The organism is Acidovorax sp. LjRoot66 (assembly GCF_964253305.1).
Taxonomy (GTDB): Bacteria; Pseudomonadota; Gammaproteobacteria; order Burkholderiales; family Burkholderiaceae_C; genus Acidovorax.
In genome coordinates, this window is the sequence record NZ_CAXUQU020000002.1 from 311357 (window position 1) to 337166 (window position 25810).

General features: G+C 61.2%; 25 protein-coding genes and 1 pseudogene. 10 read left to right on the forward strand and 16 right to left on the reverse strand.

What is annotated here, in order from left to right:
* Positions 1 to 25: 25 nt before the first annotated feature.
* The 10 genes and pseudogenes from ACSQ3Y_RS33805 to ACSQ3Y_RS33850 all read right to left on the reverse strand — a co-directional run.
* Positions 26 to 3175, reverse strand: coding sequence for an efflux RND transporter permease subunit (locus tag ACSQ3Y_RS33805; protein WP_409956346.1), 3150 nt, complete (start codon positions 3173 to 3175; stop codon positions 26 to 28).
* The gene (locus ACSQ3Y_RS33810) at positions 3172 to 4653 is read right to left on the reverse strand and encodes an efflux RND transporter periplasmic adaptor subunit (RefSeq protein ID WP_436180391.1); all 1482 of its coding nucleotides are present in this window, start codon (positions 4651 to 4653) and stop codon (positions 3172 to 3174) included. Before ACSQ3Y_RS33810 ends, ACSQ3Y_RS33805 begins: the two co-directional genes overlap by 4 nt.
* A 42-nt stretch (positions 4654 to 4695) precedes the next feature.
* Positions 4696 to 5979, reverse strand: coding sequence for a TolC family protein (locus tag ACSQ3Y_RS33815; protein WP_438825488.1), 1284 nt, complete (start codon positions 5977 to 5979; stop codon positions 4696 to 4698).
* A gap of 111 nt (positions 5980 to 6090) precedes the next feature.
* Positions 6091 to 6546, reverse strand: coding sequence for a hypothetical protein (locus ACSQ3Y_RS33820; RefSeq protein WP_436180393.1), 456 nt, complete (start codon positions 6544 to 6546; stop codon positions 6091 to 6093).
* Between the two features lie 67 nt (positions 6547 to 6613).
* Positions 6614 to 8962, reverse strand: coding sequence for a heavy metal translocating P-type ATPase (locus tag ACSQ3Y_RS33825; RefSeq protein WP_436180394.1), 2349 nt, complete (start codon positions 8960 to 8962; stop codon positions 6614 to 6616).
* A gap of 215 nt (positions 8963 to 9177) precedes the next feature.
* On the reverse strand, positions 9178 to 9564 hold the full coding sequence (locus ACSQ3Y_RS33830) for a DUF305 domain-containing protein (RefSeq protein WP_436180395.1): 387 nt from the start codon (positions 9562 to 9564) through the stop codon (positions 9178 to 9180).
* A gap of 59 nt (positions 9565 to 9623) precedes the next feature.
* Positions 9624 to 9965, reverse strand: a complete 342-nt coding sequence (locus ACSQ3Y_RS33835) for a four-helix bundle copper-binding protein (RefSeq protein WP_436180396.1) — start codon at positions 9963 to 9965, stop codon at positions 9624 to 9626.
* A 1253-nt stretch (positions 9966 to 11218) separates the two neighbouring features.
* Positions 11219 to 12031 (reverse strand): CbtA family protein, encoded by an 813-nt coding sequence (locus ACSQ3Y_RS33840; protein WP_436180397.1) that lies wholly within the window; start codon positions 12029 to 12031, stop codon positions 11219 to 11221.
* 12 nt (positions 12032 to 12043) lie between these two features.
* A complete protein-coding gene (locus ACSQ3Y_RS33845) occupies positions 12044 to 12235 on the reverse strand; it encodes a CbtB domain-containing protein (RefSeq protein ID WP_436180398.1) in 192 nt (63 codons plus the stop codon).
* A 306-nt stretch (positions 12236 to 12541) separates the two neighbouring features.
* Positions 12542 to 12739 (reverse strand): annotated as a pseudogene (locus ACSQ3Y_RS33850) (IS5/IS1182 family transposase); the annotation flags it as partial.
* Between the two features lie 218 nt (positions 12740 to 12957).
* Between ACSQ3Y_RS33850 and ACSQ3Y_RS33855 the strand changes: the two are divergent.
* Complete coding sequence (locus ACSQ3Y_RS33855; protein ID WP_436180399.1) at positions 12958 to 13329, forward strand: hypothetical protein; 372 nt, start codon at positions 12958 to 12960, stop codon at positions 13327 to 13329.
* A gap of 93 nt (positions 13330 to 13422) precedes the next feature.
* Positions 13423 to 13947, forward strand: a complete 525-nt coding sequence (locus ACSQ3Y_RS33860; RefSeq protein ID WP_436180400.1) for a DUF4148 domain-containing protein — start codon at positions 13423 to 13425, stop codon at positions 13945 to 13947.
* Positions 13948 to 14079: 132 nt separating this feature from the next.
* On the opposite strand, the gene ACSQ3Y_RS33865 is transcribed toward ACSQ3Y_RS33860, so the two are convergent.
* The 5 genes from ACSQ3Y_RS33865 to ACSQ3Y_RS33885 form a co-directional block, all read right to left on the reverse strand.
* On the reverse strand, positions 14080 to 14700 hold the full coding sequence (locus ACSQ3Y_RS33865) for a class I SAM-dependent methyltransferase (protein WP_436180401.1): 621 nt from the start codon (positions 14698 to 14700) through the stop codon (positions 14080 to 14082).
* Between the two features lie 122 nt (positions 14701 to 14822).
* Entirely contained in the window at positions 14823 to 15131 is a 309-nt protein-coding gene (gene fliE, locus ACSQ3Y_RS33870; protein WP_436180402.1) for a flagellar hook-basal body complex protein FliE, read from the reverse strand.
* A gap of 236 nt (positions 15132 to 15367) precedes the next feature.
* Positions 15368 to 16630 carry a type II restriction endonuclease gene (locus ACSQ3Y_RS33875; protein WP_436180403.1) on the reverse strand — a complete coding sequence of 421 codons (1263 nt, stop codon included), beginning with the start codon at positions 16628 to 16630 and terminating at the stop codon, positions 15368 to 15370.
* Positions 16623 to 18029: a heavy metal sensor histidine kinase gene (locus ACSQ3Y_RS33880; RefSeq protein WP_436180404.1), complete on the reverse strand. Its 1407-nt coding sequence runs from the start codon at positions 18027 to 18029 to the stop codon at positions 16623 to 16625. Before ACSQ3Y_RS33880 ends, ACSQ3Y_RS33875 begins: the two co-directional genes overlap by 8 nt.
* Positions 18026 to 18712: a heavy metal response regulator transcription factor gene (locus ACSQ3Y_RS33885; RefSeq protein ID WP_436180405.1), complete on the reverse strand. Its 687-nt coding sequence runs from the start codon at positions 18710 to 18712 to the stop codon at positions 18026 to 18028. The genes ACSQ3Y_RS33880 and ACSQ3Y_RS33885 overlap by 4 nt, the downstream gene beginning before the upstream one ends.
* 144 nt (positions 18713 to 18856) lie before the next feature.
* Between ACSQ3Y_RS33885 and ACSQ3Y_RS33890 the strand changes: the two genes are divergently transcribed.
* The 8 genes from ACSQ3Y_RS33890 to ACSQ3Y_RS33925 all read left to right on the forward strand — a co-directional run bounded on the left by ACSQ3Y_RS33890 (position 18857) and on the right by ACSQ3Y_RS33925 (position 25071).
* Positions 18857 to 19174: a hypothetical protein gene (locus tag ACSQ3Y_RS33890; protein ID WP_179684625.1), complete on the forward strand. Its 318-nt coding sequence runs from the start codon at positions 18857 to 18859 to the stop codon at positions 19172 to 19174.
* Positions 19171 to 20607, forward strand: coding sequence for a TolC family protein (locus ACSQ3Y_RS33895; RefSeq protein WP_179684624.1), 1437 nt, complete (start codon positions 19171 to 19173; stop codon positions 20605 to 20607). The genes ACSQ3Y_RS33890 and ACSQ3Y_RS33895 overlap by 4 nt, the downstream gene beginning before the upstream one ends.
* Before the next feature lie 18 nt (positions 20608 to 20625).
* The gene (locus ACSQ3Y_RS33900) at positions 20626 to 22038 is read left to right on the forward strand and encodes a multicopper oxidase family protein (protein ID WP_409962005.1); all 1413 of its coding nucleotides are present in this window, start codon (positions 20626 to 20628) and stop codon (positions 22036 to 22038) included.
* Between the two features lie 35 nt (positions 22039 to 22073).
* Positions 22074 to 22571, forward strand: a complete 498-nt coding sequence (locus ACSQ3Y_RS33905; protein ID WP_179684622.1) for a cupredoxin domain-containing protein — start codon at positions 22074 to 22076, stop codon at positions 22569 to 22571.
* A 41-nt stretch (positions 22572 to 22612) separates the two neighbouring features.
* Positions 22613 to 22951 (forward strand): copper-binding protein, encoded by a 339-nt coding sequence (locus ACSQ3Y_RS33910; RefSeq protein ID WP_179684621.1) that lies wholly within the window; start codon positions 22613 to 22615, stop codon positions 22949 to 22951.
* Positions 22952 to 23030: 79 nt separating this feature from the next.
* Positions 23031 to 23324, forward strand: a complete 294-nt coding sequence (locus ACSQ3Y_RS33915) for a hypothetical protein (protein ID WP_179684620.1) — start codon at positions 23031 to 23033, stop codon at positions 23322 to 23324.
* Between the two features lie 126 nt (positions 23325 to 23450).
* Complete coding sequence (locus ACSQ3Y_RS33920) at positions 23451 to 24017, forward strand: hypothetical protein (protein ID WP_179684619.1); 567 nt, start codon at positions 23451 to 23453, stop codon at positions 24015 to 24017.
* A 145-nt stretch (positions 24018 to 24162) separates the two neighbouring features.
* Positions 24163 to 25071 (forward strand): NAD(P)/FAD-dependent oxidoreductase, encoded by a 909-nt coding sequence (locus ACSQ3Y_RS33925; RefSeq protein ID WP_179684618.1) that lies wholly within the window; start codon positions 24163 to 24165, stop codon positions 25069 to 25071.
* A gap of 92 nt (positions 25072 to 25163) precedes the next feature.
* On the opposite strand, the gene cueR is transcribed toward ACSQ3Y_RS33925, so the two are convergent.
* Positions 25164 to 25718 carry a Cu(I)-responsive transcriptional regulator gene (cueR, locus tag ACSQ3Y_RS33930; protein WP_436180406.1) on the reverse strand — a complete coding sequence of 185 codons (555 nt, stop codon included), beginning with the start codon at positions 25716 to 25718 and terminating at the stop codon, positions 25164 to 25166.
* Positions 25719 to 25810 lie beyond the last annotated feature (92 nt).

The window sequence follows — 25810 nt, forward strand, 5'->3', positions numbered from 1 at the left end:
CGAAGCGACCGCATGAAGCGTTCGTTCACGACTCAATGGCCTTCACCTGCCTGCGTGCTCGCGGCTTTCGCATCAGCACGTAGGCAGCGGGAATCACAAACAAGGACAGAAGCGGCGCCGTCACCATGCCGCCCAGCATGGGGGCCGCGATGCGGCTCATGACTTCCGAGCCGGTCCCGCTGCTCCAAACGATCGGAACCAGGCCTGCCAGGATCACTGCCACGGTCATGGCCTTGGGCCGCACGCGCAGTACGGCGCCCTCCCGGATGGCGTCCAGTAACTCTTCAAGCGTGGGCTCCCGACCGTCCGGGCACCTCTCGGCCAATGCCTGCTTGAGGTAGATGAGCATTACCACACCGAACTCCGCTGCAACCCCTGCCAGCGCAATGAAACCTACCCCCGTCGCGATCGACAGGTTGTAGTTCATCAGGTACAGAAACCAGATTCCGCCGGTGAGCGCAAACGGCAGCGTGGCCATGATCAAGGCCGCCTCACCCAGGCGGGAGAAGGTCAGGAAGAGCAGCACAAAAATGATCAACAGCGTTGCGGGCACCACCACTTTCAGGCGTGCATTGGCCCGCTCCAGGTATTCAAACTGGCCCGAATACGTGATGCTGACACCGGGTTCGAGCTTGATCTGGCGGCCCACCGCGTCGCGCAGATCATTCGCAACCGAGGCCAGGTCGCGCCCTCGCACATCGACATACACCCAGCCCGATGGGCGGGCATTCTCGCTCTTGAGCATCGGTGGGCCATCGGTGATGGACACCGTGGCCACGCTGCCCAGCGTGACCTGCTGCCCCGTGGGCGTTGAGAAAGGCAACTGGGCCAGGCGTTCGGGAGAGTCCCTCCATTCGCGCGGGTAGCGCAAACTGATGGGGAACCGGGCCAGCCCTTCGACGGTTTCGGAGATGTTTTCTCCCCCGATGGCCCCCGAGACCACGGCCTGGACGTCGGACACATTCAGGCCATACCGTCCCGCCGCTGCGCGATCAATGCGCACATCTACATAGCGCCCACCCGTCAGGCGCTCCGCGAGCGCCGATGACACACCAGGAATCCCCTTGGCCACTTGCTCGACCTGAGCGGCGATCCCATCGATCACGCGCAGGTCACTTCCGGTGACTTTGACTCCGATCGGGCTCTTGATGCCCGTGGCCAGCATGTCGATGCGGTTGCGGATGGGAGGGATCCAGATGTTGGACAGGCCCGGGATTTTGACGGCCTTGTCCAACTCCTCGATGAGGCTTTCGGGCGTCATGCCTGGGCGCCACTGGTCCCTGGGCTTGAGTTTCACCGTGGTTTCGAACATCTCCAGCGGCGCGGGGTCGGTCGCTGTCTCCGCGCGTCCCGCTTTGCCAAACACCCGCTCGACCTCGGGCACCGTCTTGATCATGCGATTGCTCAGCTGCAGCAGTTCGGTTGCCCGCTGGGCCGAGAGTCCCGGCAGCGCTGAAGGCATGTACAGCAGATCCCCCTCGTCCAGACGCGGCAGGAACTCGCCGCCCAGTCGGGACAAGGGCCAGATCGTTGTTGCCAATGCCAGTACGGCAATGACGAGGGTCGACTTGGGGCGAGAGAGAACCCATTCGAGGCATGGCCGGTACACCGTGATCAGCACCCGCGTGATGGGGTTCTTCTGCTCGTCGGGGATGCGACCCCGTATCCAATAGCCCATGAGCACGGGAATCAGGGTGACGGAAAGACCCGCCGCCGCCGCCATGGCGTAGGTCTTGGTGAAGGCCAGTGGCCCGAACAGGCGCCCCTCCTGCGCTTCGAGGGTGAAGACCGGGACGAAGGATAAGGTGATGATCAGCAGCGAGAAGAACAGCGCAGGCCCGACCTCTTCGGCAGCCTCGGTGATGACGGTCCATCGCTCCTGCCCGACAAGTGCTCGGTCCGGATGGGCGTGCTGCCAGGCCTCCAGCTTCTTGTGGGCGTTCTCGATCATCACCACGGCGGCGTCCACCATGGCACCTATGGCGATCGCGATCCCACCCAGGGACATGATGTTGGCGTTGATGCCCTGGTAGTGCATGACCAGGAAAGCGGTCATGACCCCCAGCGGCAGCGAGATGATGGCCACCAGCGCGGATCGCAGGTGCCACAGGAAAACGACGCAGACCAGTGCGACCACGGCAAACTCCTCCAGCAGCTTGACCGTGAGGTTCTGGATGGCCCGCTCGATGAGTGCGCTGCGGTCGTACGTGGTGACGATCTCAACCCCCTTGGGCAGGCTGCTTTGCAGCTGCGCCAGCTTGGCCTTGACGGCCGCGATGGTCTCCTGGGCGTTCTTGCCGGAGCGCAGGATCACCACCCCTCCCGCGACCTCTCCTTCACCGTCGAGCTCTGCGATACCGCGGCGCATTTCCGGGCCTGTCTGGACCGTCGCTACATCTCCAAGGCGTACCGTGATTCCGCCGCGCGCCGCCAAGGGGACTGCGCGAAAATCGTCCAGGGTCTTGAGGTAGCCGTTTGCACGCACCATGTACTCCGCGCCGGCCAGTTCCAGCACCGACCCGCCGGTTTCCTGGTTCGCATTCATGACCGCTTCGCGCACCTGTCCTTGGCTGATCCCGTAGGAGGCGAGCTTGATGGGGTCGAGAACGACCTGGTACTGCTTGACCATCCCTCCCACCGAAGCCACTTCGGCGACGTTGGGCAAGCTCTTGAGTTCGAACTTCAGGAACCAGTCCTGCAGGGCGCGCAGTTGGGCCAGATCATTCTTACCAGTGCGATCCACCAGCGCGTACTGGTAGATCCAGCCCACACCTGTCGCATCCGGTCCCAGAGACGACTTGGCCGTGGCTGGCAATCGGCCCTGCACCTGGTTCATGTACTCCAGCACCCTCGAACGTGCCCAATAGAGATCGGTTCCGTCCTCGAACAGGATGTAGACGAACGAGTCCCCGAAGAACGAAAAGCCGCGCACCGTCTTCGCCCCTGGCACGGACAGCATCGTGGTCGACAGCGGGTAGGTCACCTGGTTTTCAACAATCTGAGGTGCCTGGCCGGGATAGCTGGTGCGAATGATGACCTGGACGTCCGAGAGGTCCGGTAGCGCATCCACAGGGGTCATGCGCACAGCCCACCCGCCCCAGGCCGTGAGCATCAGAGTGGCCAGGAGAACCAGAAAGCGGTTCGCGACCGACCAGCGGATCAGTCGCGCGATCATGGCTTGATCCTTTCCACCGCGGTGATCACAAAGTCCTTGCCTTGTTGCCGAAACGTGAACCGCACCAGCTGCTCAGGTTTCAAACCCTTGGCCAACTCGGGCGCCGCCAGCTTGAATGGCATGGTCATGCCGGGCCATTTCAGCTCGGGGACGGCATCGTGGGTGAGCGTCATCTCGGTCGGCGTCACCTCATCGACCACCCCTCGCACGGTAAAACTCTTGGGCGCTGAGGGGGCTGGTGAAACCTGCGCACTGGCAGCTTGCGTGCCAGTGGCCTGCGCTTGGGCAGGCATGATCCCCCGCAGGCTTGCTTCCGAATCAATCAGGAACTGCGCGGACGCTACCACCTGCTGCCCTGCGATCAATCCGCCTTGCACGACCAGGCGATCATCGATTTCGGCACCGAGTTGCACTTGGACGGGGTGGTATTTGCCCGGGCCATCGACCACGTAGACCAGCGCCCGCTTGCCGGTCCGGATCACTGCCTCGCTGGGCACGAGCAGCGCAGGCTGCTTGCGTCCTGCAAGTAGGATCTGCCCGGACATGCCCGCTTTAAGGCGCTGGCCGGGATTTGGAAGCTCCAGGCGCACGCGCACCGTGCGGGTGTCGCGGTTGGCTTCGGGCAGGATGCTCACTATGCGGGCCTTGAGGGTTTCACCGGGAAACGCCGCCAAGCGAACCTGGGCATCCTGTCCCAACTGCAAGGGCCCGCTTTGCGCCTCGGGAACAGCGGCCTCGATCCAGACACTGGCCAGCCCGTTCACGCGCACCAGGCTGGCACCCGCGGAAACCGTCATTCCCTGGCGCACCATGAGTTCCGCCACCAGGCCCCCTTGCGGAAAGGTCACGGTGTAGCGGCCCTGGGGTTCGCCCGTGCGTTCCACCTGGGCCACGAGCGCAGCCGGCATGCCCAGCAGCGCCAGTCGCTGGCGCGCGGCCGCCGTCAGCGTGTCGTCCTTGAGGGCCCGAACCGCGAGGAATTCGCGTTGCGCAGCGACCCATTCGGGCAGCAGCAGGTCGGCAAGCGGCGCGCCTGCGGCTACCACGTCGCCCGGCGCCCTGGCGTACACCCGCTCTACAAACCCGGCCGAGCGGGCCTGGACGATACTCACATCGCGGTCATTGAGCTGCACCGAGCCCAGCGCAACAACGTCGGCGCCAATGTCACGTTGTTCCACCACAGCGGTGCGCAGACCCAGGGCCTGCACCGCCTGTGCGGACACATTCAGCCCGCTGCCTTGCTGCATGTCTTCATCCGCATACTTGGGGACCAAGGCCATGTCCATGAAGGGCGACTTGCCCGGTTTTTCGAACTTCTGTGTCGGCACCATGGGGTCGTACCAGTACAAGACCTTGCGGTCGGACTTCGTGGCTCCTGTCTCTGCTGTGGAGACACCAGCCCCGGTGCCACCAGAGATGCGCCATTGGGCCAGGCCCCATCCCAGCGCGATGCCTGCGCAGAGCAACGCCACCGCCACAGCGGTTTTTTTGAAACTAGAATTTGTCATGTCGTTCTCCGCTCAATCGGCAATCAGGCTGTTCAGCCGGGCAGTCACTGCATCGCGCTGCACCTGCAGGTCGATCAAGCGCCATTGCGCCTCGAGCACCTGTGCGCGGGCACCCAGCACTGCACTGAGGTCGCCCTTGGCGGCCTGGTAGTTGGCAAGCGCGAGTTGGGCACGTCCCTGCGCCAGGCCGATGCCGGCGGACTGCAGTCGCTCGATCTGGCTTTGCAGCGCAGCTAGCTCGGCGGCGCTGTCGTCAAGCTCCTGCAAGCGCCTGCGGGTCACGTCTTCCTGCTCGGCCTCCAGACGCTGCAGCTCCAGTTGCTTGGCCTTGATCTGGGGACCCTGGCGCCGCTCTTGTTGCCACGGAAGATCAAACGTCACCTGGAAAGACACCATGTCGCCCCACCGGCGCGCACGGCGGCTGTAGGCGACCTCCCAGGACCAGTCTCCGCGCGTTTGTGCCTGCGCCTCGAGCGACTCGGCCGCGGCCATGGCCTGCATGGCTGGATACTGGGCGAGCTCGGCGTGGCGCTGCACCTGCGCGCGAAGTTCTTCCACAGGGCGGCTGAGTGGACCAGCCGTACCGTGCAGCGCTTCATCGGAACGGGAACCCACCCAGCGGCGCAGCATCGCGCGCGCCTTGACGCGATCCCTGCGAAGGTCATCTCGCCGATCCGACAGAGCAAGCGCCTCCTGCCGGGCCGCCAGCAGGTCACCCGCCTGGGCGGTGCCTCCTGCGATGCGCGAGGGAAGACTGTCCTGCAGGCGCTGGTTCTCCGCCAGCAAATCCGTGAGGACCAGATCGCGCCGCTCAATGGCCTGGGCCATGATCCAGGCTTGGCTCAATTCTTGGCGGATCTGCACCCGCTGAACAGCCAAGGCGGCGCGTTCGCGCTCTACCTTGGCCTGGGCGCCGGCGATCTGCGCATCGCGCTTGGCCCGGTTGGGGACTTCCTGCATCAGCGCCAGGCGTTGCATGGTCATGGATTCGCGCGAGAGGCTTCCGCGGTCCATGCCGGTGATGGGGAAGTTTTCGATGCCCACCGATAGTTTGGGGTCGGGCAGCCTTCCGGCCGCCTTCTGGGTGCTGCCGGCAGCGTCAATCTGCAGCCGCTGGGCTGCGATGCGGGGACTTTGCTGCTCAGCCAGCTCCAGCGCTTCGGTGAAGCCCAAGGCGTGGACTGGGGGGCTGAAGGTACCTGCGGCTGCCAGCAAGACACCCAGCACGCCAAGGCGAAGTCGGCTCAGGTGGTGGCGCACCAGGGTGTGCTGCAGGGCGCGTGAAGACGCGGCCATGCGCCCGCATGGGGCGCCGGTAAAGACATTTGACATGATGGTCCTCGAAATGAATGGGCACGAAGTCAGACTTGCGCACACGCTGCAGGGCAGCATGCACACCGTGCGCGATCAATTCCGAAAGACCTTGTGTGTCAGATAGAGGGGTGGAGATCCCGCTCGGCTATCGAACTCTGCGTAGAAAGCCCGGGTGTCAGCGCGTTGCAACTCGTCCAGCACTGCGGGCAGCAAATAGGCAACCCAGATGGCGTGCGCCGCGAGGGCCTGCAGGTCGAAGCTGTGTAGCGAAGGAGCAGACTGGTTGTCACCTTCGCAATGGGCTCGGCACAACTGCGGATCCTGTTCATCCATGGTCGTCGCCATGGCATGGCACTCCGGCATGGACGCCATCGGGACCGCTTCCTCCATGGCCATGCCCGCCTTTTGCATCGACGAAGCATGGGCTGCGGAGTCGAGCCTCGGGCAGGCATAGGCAGCCAGGGCGAATTGCATAAGAAGCAACGCCGCTACCAGGAGGCTGGCAATCCAGCGTCCTTGGCGCGACACGATGCTTCTGACGTTTGTCATGGTGCGATGGTACCCAAGTCGGGGGGCTGGGACTGAACGCAGATCACATTCTGGTTGCGATAACTGCCTAGCCCTTGCGCAAACGCAATGCATTGGCGATCACGGATGCCGAACTCAGGCTCATCGCCAGGGCGGCGATCATCGGCGACAGTAGCCAGCCGGTAAACGGGTAAAGCAGACCCGCGGCGATTGGGATGCCCAGGGCGTTGTACAAGAAGGCGAACATCAGGTTCTGTTTCATGTTCCCCACCGTAGCCTCCGACAGTTCGCGCGCCGTGGATATTCCGCGAAGATCCCCTTTGACGAGGGTAACCTGGGCGCTGTTCATTGCCACGTCGGTGCCGGTGCCCATTGCGATTCCCACATCCGCCTTGGCCAGAGCAGGCGCGTCGTTGATCCCGTCGCCAGCCATGGCAACAACACGGCCTTCTGCCTGCAGCCGGGACACCAGCGCCAGCTTGTCTGCCGGCTTGACCTCGCCGTGGACCTCATCGATGCCGAGCTTCGCGCCCACCGCTTTGGCGGTGGTCATGCCGTCACCGGTGGCCATGATGATGCGCAGCCCCGCCGCATGCAAGGTTGCCAGTGCTTCGGGCGTACTAGCCTTGACCGCATCGGAGACCGCCAGCAGGCCTTGCAGTTGTCCATCTGCCGCCAGGTACATCACGCTGGCGCCCGTGGCACGCAGCGCCTCGGCTTGGGCGAGCAGCGGATCGATCGCAACCCCCATTTGCTCCATGAGGACGGTGTTACCCAGGGCCAAGTGGCGGCCTGCAACCCGGCCGCGTACACCGATGCCCGATCCGGATTCGAAGTCTTCCGGTTTGTCCAATGCCATGCCCTTGGCACGGGCCGCCTGGACAATCGCGTCTGCCAGGGGATGCTCGCTGCCTTGGTCCAGGCTGGCCGCCAGGCGCAGCACTTCGTCCTCGGACAGGCCGGGCATGGCCACCACCCGCTCGAACGACGGCTTGCCCTCGGTAAGCGTACCGGTCTTGTCCACGATCAGCGTGTCTACTTTGCGCAGGTTCTCGATGGCGGCGGCATCCCTGAACAGGACGCCGCTGGTCGCGCCCCGGCCCGTCGCCACCATGATGGACATGGGCGTTGCCAGGCCCAGAGCACAGGGACACGCGATGATTAGCACAGCAACCGCGTTGACCAGGCCATAGACCCAGCGTGGTTCCGGCCCGAACAGGCCCCATGCGAACAGTGTCAGCAACGCGATACCGACCACGGCCATCACGAAGTACCCCGCCACCTGGTCTGCCATGCGCTGCATGGGCGCCCTTGAGCGCTGCGCCTGCGAGACCATCTGCACGATCTGGGACAGCATGGTGGCAGATCCCACACGCTCCGATCGGATGATCAGCGCACCGTTGGTGTTGAGCGTGGCGCCAATCACGGCATCCCCTGGCCCTTTGACGATGGGCAAGGGCTCGCCTGTAAGCATGGCTTCGTCCACAGCGCTGCTGCCTTCGACCACCACGCCGTCCACAGGCACTTTCTCGCCGGGGCGCACACGCAGAAGGTCTCCCACATGCACATGAGACAGGGGCACGTCGCTTTCCTGCCCGTCGGGGTCGATGCGCCGCGCGGTCTTGGGCGCCAGGCCCAGAAGCGACTTGATGGCAGCGGAAGTCTGGGAGCGCGCCTTGAGCTCCAGCATCTGGCCGAGCAGCGTCAGCGAAATGATGACGGCCGCGGCTTCAAAGTACACCGACACGCGCCCCATGGCCTGAAACGAAGCCGGAAAAACACCCGGAGCCACGGTGGCCACCACGCTGTACACGAAGGCAGCTCCTGTGCCCAGACTGATCAGAGTCCACATATTGGGACTGCGATTGATCACCGACTGGGCGCCACGCACGAAGAAAGGCCAACCGGCCCACAGCACGATGGGAACGGTCAGGACCAGCTCGATCCAGCTCTGAGTGGCCATCTCGAACCACTGCAGTTGGTGGCCAGCCATGGCCAGGACCGTAACCACGATGGTCAGGGGCAGTGTCCACCAGAAACGGTGACGAAAATCCACCAGCTCGGCGTTCTCGCCTTCCTCCATCGTCGGAAGCATCGGCTCCAGGCTCATGCCGCACTTGGGGCAGTTTCCTGGGTGGTCCAGCTGCACCTCCGGGTGCATGGGGCAGGTATAGATCGTGCCGGGCTGGACCGCTTCGGGTTCGCGCGAAGCGGGTGCGTTGCTCCCGGGAACGTACTTCTCGGGAGCATCGACGAATTTGGTGCGGCACTTGGCGCTGCAAAAGTAGAAGTGATGCCCTTCATGCTCAGCTGAATGAAGGGACTGATTCGTCACATCCATGCCGCAGACAGGATCCTTGAGACCCGTCGGTGGATGGGGCGCATGTGCGTCATGGCCCTCATGGGCGTGGTGGCTGTGCGGCGTTGCGGTTGACATGTAGAGAACTCCTGTCTATCGGCTTGGCGGTAGGTCGCGTGCGAACAATAGGCCCTGACACGGTGGCAATGTCAAGCCTGAACATGGGCAACACTGATCTATCGCAAGTCCTGCCTCAGCTCTGCGCAAATTCCATTGCAGGGAGCCCATAAGCTACTGCCCCTGGATCTGGATGGGCTCCAGGTCCAGGGGCAGCGGCTGGGGGCGCTGGCAGGCTACTTGGCGCCTGCAGGCGCTTTGCCGCTTCGTGCCAAGAATGCGTCCAGGACCGCAATCTCTTTTTTCTGCGCCGAGATGATCTCCTTGGCCATCTTCAGCAACTGCGGATCCTTGCCATCGCGCAGTTGGCCCTGGGCCATGTCGATAGCGCCCTGATGATGGATGCGCATCATCTGCGCAAAGTCCACATCGGGGTTTCCGGTCATCGCCATGGACGACATCTTCTCGTTGTTCTCCTTCATCATGGACTTCATGTCCATCTTGCCGGCGGACATCGAGGAGTCCATGCCGGAGCCTTTCATCCCCGCGTGCGGTGCTTGCTGGGCCTGCGCGATCAAGGGGCACACCAAGGCGCTGACCGCAAGTGCGGCAGCGGGGATCATTTTCAGGACAGAGTGGGAAGTATTCATTGCATTTCTCCAGACAGGGGTGACGCGGTAGTTCAGTGGGCGCTGGCCATGGAGCGGCACTCCTGAGCGCACTTGTGGCACGCTGCGGCGCAGGCCTTGCAATGCGCGGCTTCGTGCTTGGCGCACTCATCGCCACAGGCCTGGCAAATCTCGGCGCACAGGGCGCAAATGGCTTTCGCGTGCTCGCTGTTGCGCGCCATCGCAGCGGCAGCGAAACTGCATGCGGCTGCGCAGTCTGCATCCAGGGCGATGCAGCGCGCCATCATCTTCACGTCTTCTTCTTGCAAGCACGCTGTAAGGCATTGGTTGCAAGACGTTGCGCACGACAGGCAAGCCTGAATACAACTTTGGTAAGGGGTCTGGGCGTGGTTCATTGGAAGCTCCTTGATTTCGTTGGCAGGGGTCGGGTTTTTTGTGAAATCCAGCGCAATGGGCTGCGAGGAAGGACCATCTTCTGCCGCTGCGTGCCCTCAGCGCTGTAGGTCGGCGCCGACGATTTGCCCCACAACGGACAGCTTTGCGCCCGTACCGGGTCGAAGATTACAGGGAGCTTTCAGAACGGTAATTGGGAAGACAGATTGACGGGAATCAGGCGGCGCTGCTTCCGAGGGCGACCAGCATTTGCATGATGCTGTTGAACGCTTCAAAGCCTTTCCTCCGTGCCATGGGAAGAAACTCATGTTGATTAACAGTGACGCGGCAGCCGGGCGAATTGAAAGCAGTCAATAGGACGGGCGTTACTTTCGAGCTCGTTCAACAGCATAGAGAATTTGTCAGCACCCTATGTGACATAGGAACACACGGCCGAGCCGAGACGCGCCGCTCTCAACAAGCATAGGCCGTCTTACTGGTCGCTCAAATTTACAGCTGCGGCTCAAAGCCCGTCCGCGTTTCCGAGCGCCGACGCGTCTCTAGCAACTTGGCGAACCGCATCTACGTGCGCGGGCAGAAGGATCCCCGGAAGGGGCTGCGGATCGTGCAACGTCATCCGTGGCTGAGGGGGGTGTGAGCATGCGGCCGCCAGCGTCCACCTTCACCATGCCGAGCCTAGGATGACTCCAGTAGCGTGTCTTCCCTTCGTCGCCCTGCACCTTGGCCGGCGACACTTGGTCGCGCGCTTCATGGCCGGTGGGTGCAGCGTATGGAGTCGCAGAGCCCAGTGATAGTGCCGTTGCAAGGAGAGAAGCAAATAGTTTGTTGGCCATGGTCTTAGCCCTCACCGTTGGTCATTGAAACGCCAGCCAGGCTGGCTGCCCCACACGGCACGTAGGAGTCGGTGCATACCGTGATGAGGAGAAGCTTGCAGTACGGCAACCAACTAGAAGATGATGAGCTGATGATTTTTTTGCAATGCAGGGCCGCACCGTTTTGGTAGCGGCTGCAAAGCCGTCAAACGCCCGGAACAAGTCACGCTGGAGAATGGGCGCAGCAGCATTTTCTTCGCTGAGCTGAGCGTCGCTTGGGTGGCCGGTACGGCTTGTTTCGCGCTATTGATCGGCCATGAACTTGACAATGGTGAGCAGCCCGTTACCAGATTGACGTTGCCGATAATGTCGCGCGCGCTGCACCACCGCGTCCTGACTTCCAGAGCCGATGCTTATTGACATGACCTTGCCTTGGGCGTCGCTTATTGCCGGTTTCCATAGGGGGCCGCATGACCCGCATTCGGATGCGCCAACAACGTCGCAACAGCGGGGTGCAGCCAGCGCTCGAAGGCAAGGCTACCTGCCATCCCCAGGCTGACCCAGAACGACAGCGACAACCACGTGGTGGCCCAGAAAAACGCACTGCTTAGTTGGTGCAACGCCGCCCGTGTCTCACCGGTGAAGTTGGTCGCCAAGTCTGCAACGATGTCCGGTGCGCCCACTACATAGGGCAACGCTAGACCACCGGCAGCGACTACCCAGCGAAAAGGACCGCGCATTAGCGCTACCGACGCGCAGGCCAGCGCTGCACAGCCCGCAGCTAGCATCCACCAACCCTGGCGCGAGGCTAGTCGGCCAGCGTCCATGCCGGGGATCTCCGCGGGTAACCCCAGCGAGGGCCAGAAATGCAGGCTGAACCAGCCCGCGGCGGTCACACATGCGGCTAGCGGGAAAGCGCCCAAGGAGCTTCCGCGCCATTGGCACACAGCCATTACAGCCAGCATTAGCAGCGCCATGCTGAACGCGTGAAGCACGTTGGCCACGAATGTCCAGACCTGACGCTCAATCCCGTCGGCGGGCTCCCATGCTTCTGCGCCGCCATGATCATGTTTGCTTTCGTAGGCAAGAACGTCTGTGGCCGCAGTCACCGGCGACGGGGCAGCCGCCTTCTGGTTCTCAAACTTTTCGGCGGCCCTGATGATGGGCAAAGTCTGAAGTTGCTGCAAACTCGACTGCAAAATGCCAACTAGCAGGGCCATGGCCAGCGCAGCAAGGATCAAGCGTCGAAAAATCATGGCGCGCTCCAGTCAGTGACATGGCTTGACCGTGACGTGACGGACATCGTGCGCAGCATTGTGTACGATGGGGCTTGTGGAGAAGGTTACGCCGTACATAACGACAAGGCCCAATACGGCGCCGGCTGATAGCTGGAGCAGCAGGCTACGAGCGCCGCCTGCGAGTCCTGCAGTGCTGTCTTGGGCGATGGGGGAGGAATGCATAGCGTGCTCCGTTCAGGGTTGGAGAAATGGAAAGCTGTCACAGCGTGCGATGGTAGCCGTGGCGTGGCGCCTATCGGTGCCAGAGTGTCTGAATCTATCGACCGACACGGCAGTATGTGAAAGGCCCACTCGCGGCTCAACACGAGGGCCCAAGATATCAAGTCAGCAGCTTCGCTGACCAAGCCAGCTACCAGTGTACCGGCGCGATGTGTCCGACAGGTTCTGCTCTGGCACATTAGCGAGCTGAGTAGGAGTGGCGATCAGCGCCCCCTTCCTGGCCCGACTGCCAGAGCCAGCTTACCCGACCCGTAGCAGCTTCCCGGGGGCTATGCTGGGGCGGCCACCCTTGATGCCTGCTTCATACATGCGCAAGAAAAGGGGCATCCATCTTGGGCAAGGCCGCGTTGACCATCTTGCTCGGGGGTACAGAGGGTTCGAGGCTGGGACACAGTCTTGGAGCTTGCGCCCAGAAAACAGGCTCTCGGTGAAGGTGCAGCGCCCCACTTGGAATCTGGAAAATGCGGGAGGGAGCAGCAAGTTGATGGCTTGGACGGCAGGACAGACTATACGAAAAGTATTCCTTCGGCCTGTTAGATGCATGTCAAAAGCGTAATCCGCAGGTCAGCCCTATGTTGGGGTGAGATTTATAGACTTCTCTTCGTGGTGCACAAAACGCCACCTGGATGGACCATATCGGGCATCCGGCGCCACAGGAGACCATCATGAAAATCCGTACCGCCGTCCTCGTTGCCAGCCTCGCAACATCCGCCACGGCATCCTTCGCCACTTCCGTGTACCACGCCAGCCCGAGCCAGGAGGAAGGCGTGACCTTTGCCCCTGACCACATGGGCAACGCCGTGAGCCGCCAGGCTGTCGAAAGCACCGTGCTGGCCGCCCAGAAGGACGGTTCTCTGTACTGGATCAGCCGCGGCTATCCCGCCACCTATCCGCTGGTGAAGGGCCCGCAGTTGACGAAGACTCGCCAGCAAGTCCTTGACGAGCTGCAGGCCGCCAAACGCAACCCTATAGGCCGCGACGGTGTGCGTGACATGGGCGGCGAGGCCGGCTGGGTCGATGCCCGCCAATTGCCCTGATCGTGTATTCAGACGAAGCACTGCCAGCGGGCCGCTCGTACACGGCTCACGGTAGTGCCCACTTTTCTCATTCATTCAGCTAAGAAAACCACCATGAAACTCAAATCCACTCTCATCGTTCTTTCCCTCATCGCCGCCCCCGCGTTCGCTTCGGACCAGAGTGCCAGCAAGACGCGCGAGCAGGTGCAGGCGGAGCTGGTGCAGGCCATGCGAAGCGGCGACATGCTCGCCTCTGGCGAGTCGGGCCTGACGCTCAAGCAACTTAACCCCCATGCCTACCCCGTGACCGTGTCTGCGCTCGGCGCAAAGACACGCGACCAAGTGCGGGCTGAACTGGAGCAGGCAATCCGTACGGGCGACATCATGGCCGGCGGCGAGTCGGGAGCGAAGCTCAATGAACTTGATCCTGCACGTTATCCTGCAGTCGCCTCGGCACCTTCCAAGACCCGCGATCAGGTCAAGAACGAACTGGCGCGCGCCATCAGTAGTGGTGAACTCGTGGCGGTCGGTGAAGACGGCCGCAAGCTCAACGAGATCTATCCTGATCGCTACCATGCGGCGCACCACGCGGCAGTGGCGGGCAACTCGCTGGAATCCGCCCAGGATCCCCGGTTCTGACGCGGGCTCCTGACTCCAGGGCCCGAGCATTCGGCGTCACGCCATAGAGCACAACGGTGGCCAGCTCGGCTGGCCAGCGCGTCAGCCGCTCATGATCTGGATGAGGCTCATAACGCGATTGCGCGGCCATCTTCAGCTGAACTCCTTGCGGCATAGGCAGTAGATGAACTTCTGCACGGTACCGGAAGGCGTGCGATGTTCTTCCCCTTCCTGCTGCAAGAGGGTAAATGACGCGCCGAACTGCGCATGCAGGCCCTGAGCGCTGTAGCGCATCACAGGCAAGCCACTGCATTTTTCTGGGCCGTCCTCGGCAAACGTCGCGACGATGACATGCCCGCCAGGCTTGACGGCACGCAGGACTGCCTGCAGGTAGGCCTCTCTCTCCCGTTGCGAGGTGAGGAAGTGAAAGACCGCTCGGTCATGCCACACGTCATAGGCATGCCGAGGAAGCTCGACACGCGTGATGTCGCCCACCAGCCAAGACACAGCGGCCGCACGCTGGCCCAGTCTGGACTGCGACGTGGCCAAGGCGGATTCTGACAAGTCCAGAACTGCCACCCTTGCGTACCCCTCATTGAGCAGGTCGTCGACCAGCGTCGAAGCACCGCCTCCGACGTCGATGATGGAGGCGTCTCGGGTGACGCCGGCCTGCCGGACGAACTCGACGGACTGTTGAGCATGATCCTGGAACCAACTCACTCCCGAGCTGGATTTGGTCGTGTAGACCTGCTCCCAATGATCTTTGGACTGCAAGATATTCTCCTGAACAGATGGTAAGGCGTCGACATCGCTGCAATGTACCCGGCTCGCGTCTGGATTGCCGAGTGTCTGGCCACGGCCGATGCTTGCAGCTTGGTCAATGGCCCTGCGTGACATCACACCTGCATGTTCATCACATCCGTGTAGGCCTGAACAATTCGGTTGCGAGTCTGAAGCGTTGCCTGAAACGCGATGTTGGACTTGACTCCCGCGAGCATGGTTTCTTCCAAGCCGACGGTGGGGTTTCCAAAGGTCACCTCCCGACTCAAGCGACCCGACTCGCTTTGCAGCTTGGTGGTGGTGGTCAATGCCTGTTTCATCGCGTCCAGGAAGCCGCCTTCCACCGCTTCTGGTGCTTTGGACGCGGACTTTCCCAGCGCACCGACAGGCAGCAGCGCATCCAAAGGCTTTGTCGTGACGTTCATGGCGAGGCTTTCGTGGTTGCGAAGAAGACGTTATCGAGTGCTCTCTCGGAGCTCACTGCCAACGCGAAACCACATGGTAGAAGCCGGAGCCGAAGCCGTAGCGTGCATGACGCGAGGCTCTACCCGCCAATCCCTAAGGTTGGGATTACAGGAATCTCATCTTCCCGACAGCGCAGCAAACTGCAGCCGCCGTGTGGCCCGACGACACGCGCTCTCGCTGAGGCACAGGCGCAGGCTCACAGCCGCTGCGAGATCTCCAGCAGCGGTTTGATGCTGGAGCCGAAGCGGCTGATGGACGTGTGGTGCAGTTCAAGTTGGCTGTAGGGCAAGTAGCGGATGCCCAGTTCTGACACGCGGGAGAAGGCGGGTCTCTTGAGCTGTTCAGCTACCTTGTCTCGGCGGTTGTCCGGGGCCACCAGAAAGAGCGCGCACTTGTCGGCGACAGGCGTTCCAAGGGCCAGGTCCAGCATCCGCACGATGCCCGAATAGATCGATGTCGTATGCTCAACCTCAAATGCGGCCGCAACCAGTGAGGACTGGGGATCAAGCCACACGACGTCAATCAGGCGCACCGACTCCAATCCTCCGCCCGCAATCGCTGGCAATTGCACCAGGCATCCGTCCCCCAAAAGACCGCTGCCATGCACACGCCCTCGGTCGTTGGCTGCGATCCATACATCGAACCCCAAAGCCTTGCCCAAGTCGCGTAGCAACGCCTGGACACTGGTATGGGTTGCATCGCTCTCGCTAGCCAAGGACAGCTCTTTTTGCAATGCAGTGGATTCCTGCCGAACACGCAGGAGATCTTCCTGCCAGAGCGCAGCTGCCGCCGCATCCATCGCCGCCGGGGGCGCGGCATACCTGCCGCTGCCGATGTCGAACATGAGTCCCGCAATCGCACCGAGATCGTTGGAGAGTTTCAAGCGGTACTGCTCGTTCAGGCGCAGCAGGCCTTCCCGCATCGAAAGGTAGTGGTCCCAGCGTCCCAGCTTCACGCGCCCTGCGGTGACGGCATTGAAGCCGTTGACAATGGCGGTGTTGAACGGAGTCGCCAACGTGGGGTGAATGAAGTACAGCAGGTTCGCGACTGCAGGGCCCAGGCCCTTGATGCCCATCGCATCAATGCGCTGAATGGCCGCCACCACGTCTTCGGCGCAATCGCACTGGTCGCAGGTATGAAGCAGATCAGCGAACGCGCGTTGGTTGCTGACGTTCTCGTAGATGTCCGGAATGCGCAGCTTGGGCTTCCACAGAAACGCATGGTCCGCGCCCTTGAAGATCTGGCGCTGTTCCGCGACTGAGCCTACGATGGTCTCCAGGGAGGAGCCGCGATAAGCATTTCCGAACGTCCCCGCACGGATATCCTGCACGACCTGTGAAATGCCACGGCGGATAGAGCGGAAATTCTTGACCCGCTGGTCCCATAGAAACCAGGTGTTGTACGTGCTGCTTGGGTCTTCCTTCCAGCAGTCGATGAGTGTGCCAAGCGAATCATGCATTGGTGGTCTGGTGCTTGCCAATGCTGTTGGCACTGGGGAAATACATGGAAAAGCAGGTCTTGCCGCTATCCGAGCTCACGGAGATTCGGCCGCGGTGTGCATGCACGATCGCCTGGGTAATGGACAAGCCCAGACCCGACCCTTCGGAGTCCAGTTGCTTGCGCGACTTGTCTGCCCTGAAGAACCGATCAAACAGGCGAGGAACCATCTGCTCATCGATGGCCGGCCCGCGATTGGTGACATTCACCGTGGTTCCGTGAAGGTCTGCGGTGATTTCAACGAACACGGTTTCACCGGGCGGCGTGTACCTGACCGCATTGGACAGAAGGTTGCTCAGGGCCCGCCGCAGCATCAGCCTGTCACCAGAGATTTCCGCCGCACCGAGCAGCTTCAGATGCACCTGCTTTTCTTCGGCCAACGCCTCATAGAAATCGAAAAGCGCCTGCACCTCCGCGTGCACGGCGATCTTCTCCGTCGTGGGTAGGATCAGTCCGTGGTCGGCCTTCGCAAGGAACAGCATGTCCGCGACCATCCGCCCAAGGCGCTGGTATTCCTCTGCGTTGGAGGCAAGGATGTCGCGGTACTGCTCGGGTGTGCGGGACTGGCCCAGCGTGACTTGCGTTTGCGTCATCAGGTTGTTGATGGGCGTGCGCAGCTCGTGGGCCAGGTCCGAGGAAAATTCAGAGAGGCGATCGAAGTCTTCCTTCAAGCGGCGCAGCATTTCATTCAAGGTCGTCGCAAGATCAGCCATCTCGATGGGGAATTCCTGGCTGGGCATGCGCTCATCGAGCCGCTTGGCCGTGATAGCCATGGCGCGCGAGCGCATGGCGCGCAAGGGTGCCAGCCCGTTCTTGGCAGCCCACCATCCCAGGATGCCCGCCACCAGGGTGGCCAAGGCCACGTAGACCGCCAGGACACGGATCAAGTCGTGCATGAAGTGCTTGTGGTGGGCCGTATCCAGCGCCACACTGACCTGCAGCGGCGCATCACCGCTCCCAGAGGCAGACACTGAGTCGTACATCCCACGAACATTTCTGGTTCCTGCCTGCCAAGCCGCAACGCCCAGGCGCGCGCCACGGGTCATCTCCGCAAGGTTGTCGGGAAACTCAAACCCGGGTGTTGAATAAAGCGCTTCGCTGCCGCGTGTCACGCTGACAAAGAGACCCTCGTGGCTGTGCAGCACCTCGTCCAGACGAGTCTGCAGGTCCTGGGGGGATTTGGACTTGCCGATCACTTCCCGCATGAGATGGATCTTGTCGCGCAGGGCGTCGCGATCCAGCTCCACGAAGTGCCGGTCAATGGAGACGGCGACCAAGGCTCCCAGGCCGATGAGAACGAATGCGGAGGCGAGTGTAAAAAAGACCGTCAGTCGCGTCGTCAACGAGTACGGTGCGCTCACGGGCTCTCCTCAGGCGCCTCAAGCACGTAGCCCATGCCCCGCACCGTCTGGATGAGCTTGGTTTCGTAAGCGTCATCGATTTTGGCCCGCAGCCTGCGCATCGCCACCTCGATCACATTGGAATCGCTGTCAAAGTTCATGTCCCACACCTGTGAGGCGATAAGCGAGCGAGGCAGGACCTCTCCATGGCGGCGCATAAGCAACTCCAGCAGCCCGAACTCCTTGGCGGTGAGGTCAATGCGCTTGCTGGAACGGCTCACGCGCCGGCGCAGCAGATCGAGCTCCAGATCCGCGACCTGCAGCACGGTTACCTCGGTCCCGCTGCGCCCGCGCCTGAGGATGGTTCGCACCCGCGCGAGCAGTTCGGCAAACGAGAACGGCTTGACCAGGTAGTCGTCCGCGCCCAGCTCCAGGCCCTTGATGCGGTCATCCACATGGTCTTTGGCGGTCAGGAAAAGGACGGGCATCTCCAGGCCGTGGCGCCGCAGGCTCTTCAGGACCTGCCAACCATCCATACCCGGGAGCATGACATCCAGGATGACCAGGTCGTAGTCGCCTTCCTGCGCCATGTGAAGGCCATCGACCCCGTTATGCACCAGATCGGCATTGAAGCCCGCCTCGCGCAAGCCCTGGCGCAGGTATTCGCCGGTTTTGATTTCATCCTCTACGACCAATATCTTCACGGGAGGCTCCCTTGACCTGTTGAGGCGAGTGTGCCCGCTGATTCCCGCCTTTCCTGAACCTAACAAAGATGTAATCCACTTGTTATGTCGGCGGCAGCAAGATGTTCGCACAATGCATCCATCACGAAACGCATTGGTGAATGTATGAAAAATCCTTGGCTTTCACGAACTACCTCAAGCCGCTGGCTGGCTGCCGCGCTTGTAGTGCCCTCGCTGGCATTCGCACAGATGCCAGAGTCGGGGGCCACGAAGGTGGACTACCAACTCTCCTACCGATCGGCCTTGTCGGGCTACGAGGCCTACAAGGAGCAGCCTGTCCAGTCCTGGAGGGAGGCGAACGACAAGGTTGGCGAGATCGGTGGATGGCGCGCCTATGCCAAAGAGATGCGCCAGACGGCGCCTGAAGCCAGTCAGTCCCAGCCTGCGCAGGGCCATGGCGCCCATGGTGGAGGCAAACAATGAGCCGCCCACTGCGTATGCCACGCGCCAAACTCGTTTTTACCGTGGCCGCCGTCGCGGTGTTGTCCGGGTGTGCCAGCGTGAACCTGGAGCAGAGCCTGTCCAGCGCCAACACGACTACGGCAGGTTTCACGGACGGCAAACTCACGCTGGCCCGCGACAAGTCGGAGCAGGATGCCTTGCGCCAGCGGGCCTCCGATCTGCTGAGCAAGCCGCTCGGACAGAAGGAAGCCGTGCAACTGGCGCTGGTCAATAGCCCGTCGATGCAGGCCATCGTGGCCCAAAGCTGGGCCGATGCCTCCACCGCGGCCCAGTCCGGCCGCATTGCAAATCCTATCCTCACTCTGGAGCGGGTTCGCCTGGGCAGTGAAACCGAGATCGGCCGGCTGCTGTCCTTTGGCCTGTTGGATCTGTTGACTCTGCCCATGCGCAAGGGAACTGCGGAACTTCGGATCAAGCAGGCCCAGTTGCGCCTGAGCAGCGACGTGGTGGACCAGGTTACGCAGGTACGCCAGGCCTGGGTGCGCGCTATCGCGGCCCAGCAGACACTCGCCTACACCCAGCAGGTCTTTGCCAGCGCCCAGGCGAGCGCCGAACTGGCCAAGCGCCTGCAGGCGGTCGGGAACTTTAACAAGCTCGATCGTGCGCGCCAGCAGGCGTTCTACGCGGACACCGCGACCCAGGTGGCCAGCGCCCAGCACCAGACCACGGCGGCCCGGGAAGAATTGGTCCGCCTGCTGGGCCTGGATGACAGCCAGGCTGCCATGCTCAAGCTGCCTGAGCGCTTGCCCACGCTGCCCAAGGAGCCGCTGTCGGCCCAGGATGCAGGCCGCCAGGCTTCCCAGGGCCGCCTGGACCTGCAGATCGCCAAGTCGGAATATGACGCGGCTGCTCGCTCGCAGGGCTGGAACACGGTCATGTCGTTCACTGACATTGAGCTGGGAGTGCGGCGCGATTCGGTGTTTGACGCGGCTGAGAACACGAAACAAACCCGGCGTGGATTCGAGATCAGCCTGAGCCTGCCCATTTTTGATTGGGGCGGCTTGCAGCGCAACGCGATGAGTGCCCAGACGCTGGCTGCGGCCAATCGCGTAGAGGCTACCGCCAGGGCGGCCGGCTCCAATCTCCGGGAAAGCTACTCCGCCTACCGCACGGCGTATGACGTCGCGCGCCACCACCGCGACGAGGTGATACCGCTGAGAAAAACCATTTCCGAAGAAAACCAGCTTCGCTACAACGGCATGCTGATCAGCGTGTTCGAGCTGCTGGCCGACTCCCGCGACCAGGTGAGCTCGGTGATGGCGGCGCTCAATGCCGAGCAGCAGTTCTGGCAGGCAGAAGCGGCCCTTCAAGCCTCCCTCATCGGCAAGCCCACGAGCGCTGGCGTTGCCAGCGGCGGCGGTGCAGCCGCCGCAGAGTCCGGTGCAGGCCACTGATCCCAAAAGGAAACCAACATGAGTTCGAGAAGAGATTTTTTTCGCTTTGCAGGTATCGCCGGCGGGGCAGTGGCGGCAGCGAGCGTGAGTCGGGTGGCAATGGCGGCTTTGCCGGAGCCGGTCTTTCAGACGAGTCCAGACACGATGGCGCCATTGGTGCCCAACTCCGGGCGCCCGTACAACCCCGTGGTCACCCTCAACGGCTGGACTTTGCCCTGGCGCATGAACCAGGGCGTCAAAGAGTTCCACCTGGTGGCCGAACCCGTGGTGCGAGAAATGGCGCCCGGCTTCAAGGCCCACTTGTGGGGCTACAACGGCCAAAGCCCTGGCCCCACCATCGAAGTGGTGGAAGGCGACCGCGTGCGCATCTTCGTGACCAACAAGCTGTCCGAGCACACCAGCATCCACTGGCACGGGCAACGACTGCCCAATGGCATGGATGGCGTGGCCGGCCTGAACCAGCCCGCCATCCAGCCGGGCAAGACCTTCGTCTACGAATTCGTTGCACGCCGCCCGGGCACGTTCATGTACCACCCGCACGCCGATGAAATGACGCAGATGGCCATGGGCATGATGGGTTTTTGGATCACCCACCCCAAGGCTAAGCATCCACTGATTGACGAGGTGCAGAGGGATTTCTGTTTCCTGCTCAGCGCCTATGACATCGAGCCTGGCGCAGCGACGCCCAAGGTTGCAGAGATGCTCAATTTCAATCTGTGGACATGGAACAGTCGCATCTTTCCGGGCATCGACTCTCTGAACGTGCGCCTGAACGACAAGGTGCGCATCCGGATCGGCAATCTGACGATGACCAATCACCCAATGCACCTTCACGGGCACGAATTTTTGGTTACAGGCACCGATGGTGGCCCCGCGCCAAAAAGCACCCGTCTCTATGAGGTGACCACGGACGTGGCGGTAGGCCAGATGCGCCAGATCGAATTCCTGGCGGACGAAGAAGGTGACTGGGCGTTCCACTGCCACAAAAGCCACCACACCATGAACGCGATGGGGCACGACATTCCCACCATGATTGGCGTGGACCACCGGGGGGTGGCCAAGAAGATCAACAACCTCATTCCCGACTACATGGTGATGGGTGAGCGCGGCATGGCGGACATGACGGAGATGGAGATGCCCATCCCCGACAACACCATTCCGATGATGACGGGCGAAGGCCCCTTCGGATCGGTCGAGATGGGCGGCATGTTCAGCGTCGTCAAGGTACGCCGCGACCAAAAGCCGGGCGACTACAAGAACCCCGGTTGGTACAAGCACCCCGAAGGCACGGTCGCCTATGAGTACACCGGCCCCGTGGCCGAGCCAGCCCGCTTCAAGGCCGAGGGCGGGCAGTCCATGCCACGCAAGGAAAAGTCCGCCTCCGACACCGTCGTCAAGGCCAGAAAGCCCTCGTCCCATAGCGGGCACTGAAAACCCATCTCCCTGATTCACTCCACGAGGTACTTATGAAACGCACCCTTTCCCTGATCGCAACCTCCGCCCTGGTGGCCCTGTCCTTCAACAGCTTTGCTGGCGGCAACCACGGTGGTGGCCACGCTGGCGGCGGCGCCCATGGAGACGCAGAGTCCGCCATCGGTCAGCCCGGCAAAGCCGCCAAGGTCAGCCGTACCGTCAACGTCGAGATGGCCGACACCATGCGCTTCACGCCGGCGACCATCGCCGCCAAGGAGGGCGAGACCATCCGCTTCGTGATCAAGAACTCCGGCCAGGTCAAGCACGAGTTCAGCCTGGGCACTGAGGCCGAGCTCAAGGAGCACTACGAGACCATGAAGAAGTTCCCCGAAATGGAGCATGACGAGCCGAGCAAGATTTCCCTCGCACCTGGCAAGCAGGGCGAAATCATCTGGCAATTCACCAAGGCCGGTGATGTGAATTTCGCATGCCTGTACCCAGGCCACTACGACGCAGGCATGAAGGGCCAGGTCAAGGTCTCCAAGAAGTAACCCCCGTGTTGGTGCGCCAACCCACTGAACAAGGAATATTTATGAAGCAAACCAACACCGCTGTGGCGGCCGTCCTGCTGTCTCTGGCCGCCTTGCTGCCTGTCTCGGCCATTGCCCAAGCTGCAACCGATGCCGCCAAGTCCTCCACCGCTGCGGCCTCGATGACCGATGGAGAAATCCGCAAGATCGACAAGGACACCAGCAAGATCACCATCAAGCACGGCGACATCAAGCACCTGGAGATGCCGGGCATGACCATGGTGTTCAACGCCAAGGACAAGAGCCTGCTCGACAAGGTGCAGGTGGGCGACAAGGTCCGCTTCATGGTGGTCAGCGAAGGCGGAAAAATGGTCGTCACGGACATTGAGGCCGCCAAGTAAGCCCTGCCCATTTGTATGGAGCCCCCACGACAGGGGGCGCAGTTTGGAACCCATGCGGCGATGCCGCGAAGGAAAACTCATGAAGACTGTTCTCATTGCTCTCGCCCTGACGGCCGCATCGTCCGCCTTCGCGGCCGGCGACACCCAGGAAGCCACACCGAACACCAACTCCAAGGCGCAAGCGCACGGAGAGGAACACAAGAAGGCCCGCCCTGCGACCCCTGTCAAGCGCACGAACGATGGCAGCACGGCGCGGGGTGAAGGCTCGGGAGTGGCCGCCACCAGCAAGTCGGAAGCCCGCGGCCAAGACAAGGCCAACGAACGTGAATCCAAGCCACACAAGGAAACGAGCCAAGGAACGACCCCCAAGTAATGCACGCGGAGCGCGGCAGGAGGGAGATGACCGTCCTCCTGCCGCTGTCCGATATAGCATCGGCCTGCGACTCGTGTCCAAAAACACCGCCTTTGAAATCCATCAGAATGAACAGATGAGGCGGACGTGACCTACGCGCTTTTTGCGAATCTGGCTGAGGACACGAGCGGTGGTTGGTGGGACCTGGTACTCCGAGGGACTCTGGAGCAGTGCCTCTGGGCTGGCAACTCTGTCAAGGCTGACTGGGCGCACATCGTTCACATGGAGACGGGCGAAATCGCCCGTTCGAAAAAGCGCATTGCAGAAGGCCCCCCGCTTGACCTGGTTGCGTGGAACATGGGTCCCGATGCCGAAATCCCAGTTGCCTTCAACATGCTGCTTTCCTGGCAGGAGCTTTGCAAGCTGTCGGCCCTTGGAGGCACTCGATGGGTGCGCGCGCAGTTGGCCAAGGCCACTGCTTCGCCCGCACTAAATGAGGTAGCTACGGCTTCGGCAATGCTGCGATCTCTACAGGACTGCCCGTTGCCAGTGCTTGTGTGCGGTTCGCAAGCGAGCCTGGTTGAAGAACTGCAGCACAGCGGACTTGTGCGAGCTGAATTTACTTACGCGGACTCGCCTGAGGAAGACACGGCAATGGTGCTAGCCGTCACAGATAAAGGTTACGATTTGGTAGCTGGGAACGTATCTCGGTAAATATCCTGCCTGGCATCTGGCTGTTTCTAAAAATCTTGAGAATTGAATGCTTTAACTGGACTGAGCTCTTTTTTGTCGTTGAAGTGTTACTACTATGTTTCATGGCGACTGCTACATGGATTGAACCTTCCTCGAATGGAGTATAGTGGAAAATGATTTTCTTTCACCTTTAGACTGTGTAGTTGTCGGCGGCGGTGCCGCCGGTCTCACAGCTGCGATTTATCTCAATCGCTTCTGCAGAACAGTCCTTGTGATCGACTCTGGCTGCAGCCGGCTATCCCTAATCCCCTCCACGCAGAATTACCCAGGCTTTCCGTCTGGTGTAAACGGACAAGAGCTACTGAAACGGCTACATCTTCAGGCTGGCAGATTTGGAGCTTCCATCAGGAACGGCGTGGTGAGTGAAATATCAAAGGGCAAAACTCAACCCTTTGAAATACGTTCAGACAGCGTCAGCTATTTCGCAAAAACAGTTATCCTCGCAACCGGCTCCACAGATGTTGTGCCTCAAATTGAAGGACATGAAAAGGCTTTAAAAAACGCTTTTCTTCGTTATTGCCCAATTTGCGACGGCTTCGAAGCTATTGGGAAAAAAGTTGCTGTCCTGGGAGCAGGTCGCCACGGGGTGAATGAGGCTATTTTTATCCATCACTATGCCAAAGATTTGACCTACATCAATTTCCCTGATGGCGTTGCTGCGGAAAACATGGAGTTGTTAGCCGAGAGAGATATAAAAATATTTGATGGAAGTCCTAATTCTCTGGTTTTCACCGAATACGGAGTTTCTGGTGTTTTTGGCGACGGTTCTCAAGCATCATTCGACGTTCTTTACTCCGCACTGGGGCTAAATCCGAACAACGAAATGGCGCGTCTTCTAAAGTTGCATCTTGACGTGGACGGGCAGGTTAAAGTTGATGATCATATGCAGTCTTCTTTAGAGGGATTTTTTGCCATCGGGGATGTTGCACATGGCCTAAACCAGATTAGCGTGGCAACAGGACACGCCGCAATAGCAGCAACTGCTGTTCACAATCTACTTTGCGGTCGCAAGTAGACGGGAATTTGCGGAAAATTCGGATTATTAGCCAGTAACGGCATACAGGTTGGAGCTTATTCCGAATTTTTACTTTTTTGGATTTACTTCAGTCAATGATTGCCATGATGGATGTGGACGCCACGCATCCAAGTCATGAGATCCAGGTGGCCGGTTGCGAGCGTTTCAAGCGCTGGGCTGCGGCTGTCATTAGAGTTCCGTCGCCGCAGTTTGACGAAATTTGCGCTGTGGCTTGGCTTCGTGGGGCTGCCGGCCGCCAGGTTGTCCAGGATCGCGCAGTCGGCATGGTCATCGCCTGCGCAGACAGCCACGAGCTGCTCCAGTGCCGACTTCATTTCCACAATCTCCAGCAGCTTCTCTTGGAGATCTGCCAGATGGCGCTCGGCAATGGCCTTGACCTGCCGGCTGCTGCGTTGCGTGTCGCCCCATTGGCCAATCAGCTGAGCGATCTGGGGCATCGAGAACCCCAGACGGCGTGACTGCCGGATGAAGCGCAGCACCGAGACTTCCCGCTCGCTGTATAGCCTGTAGCCAGATTCGCTGCGTTCCGCTTCGGGCAACAGGCCCGTTTGCTCGTAGTGGCGGATCATCTTGGGCGATACGCCTGCTGCTTTGGCAGCATCGCCAATATTCATGAGTGCGGTCATGGTCGCTCCTGCGCATTGGGTAAAACACGGTAGCCAGGACTTTGCACCTTGCCACCGTGTCAATGTCAATACCCGGGAAGGCTCTCTCGGGT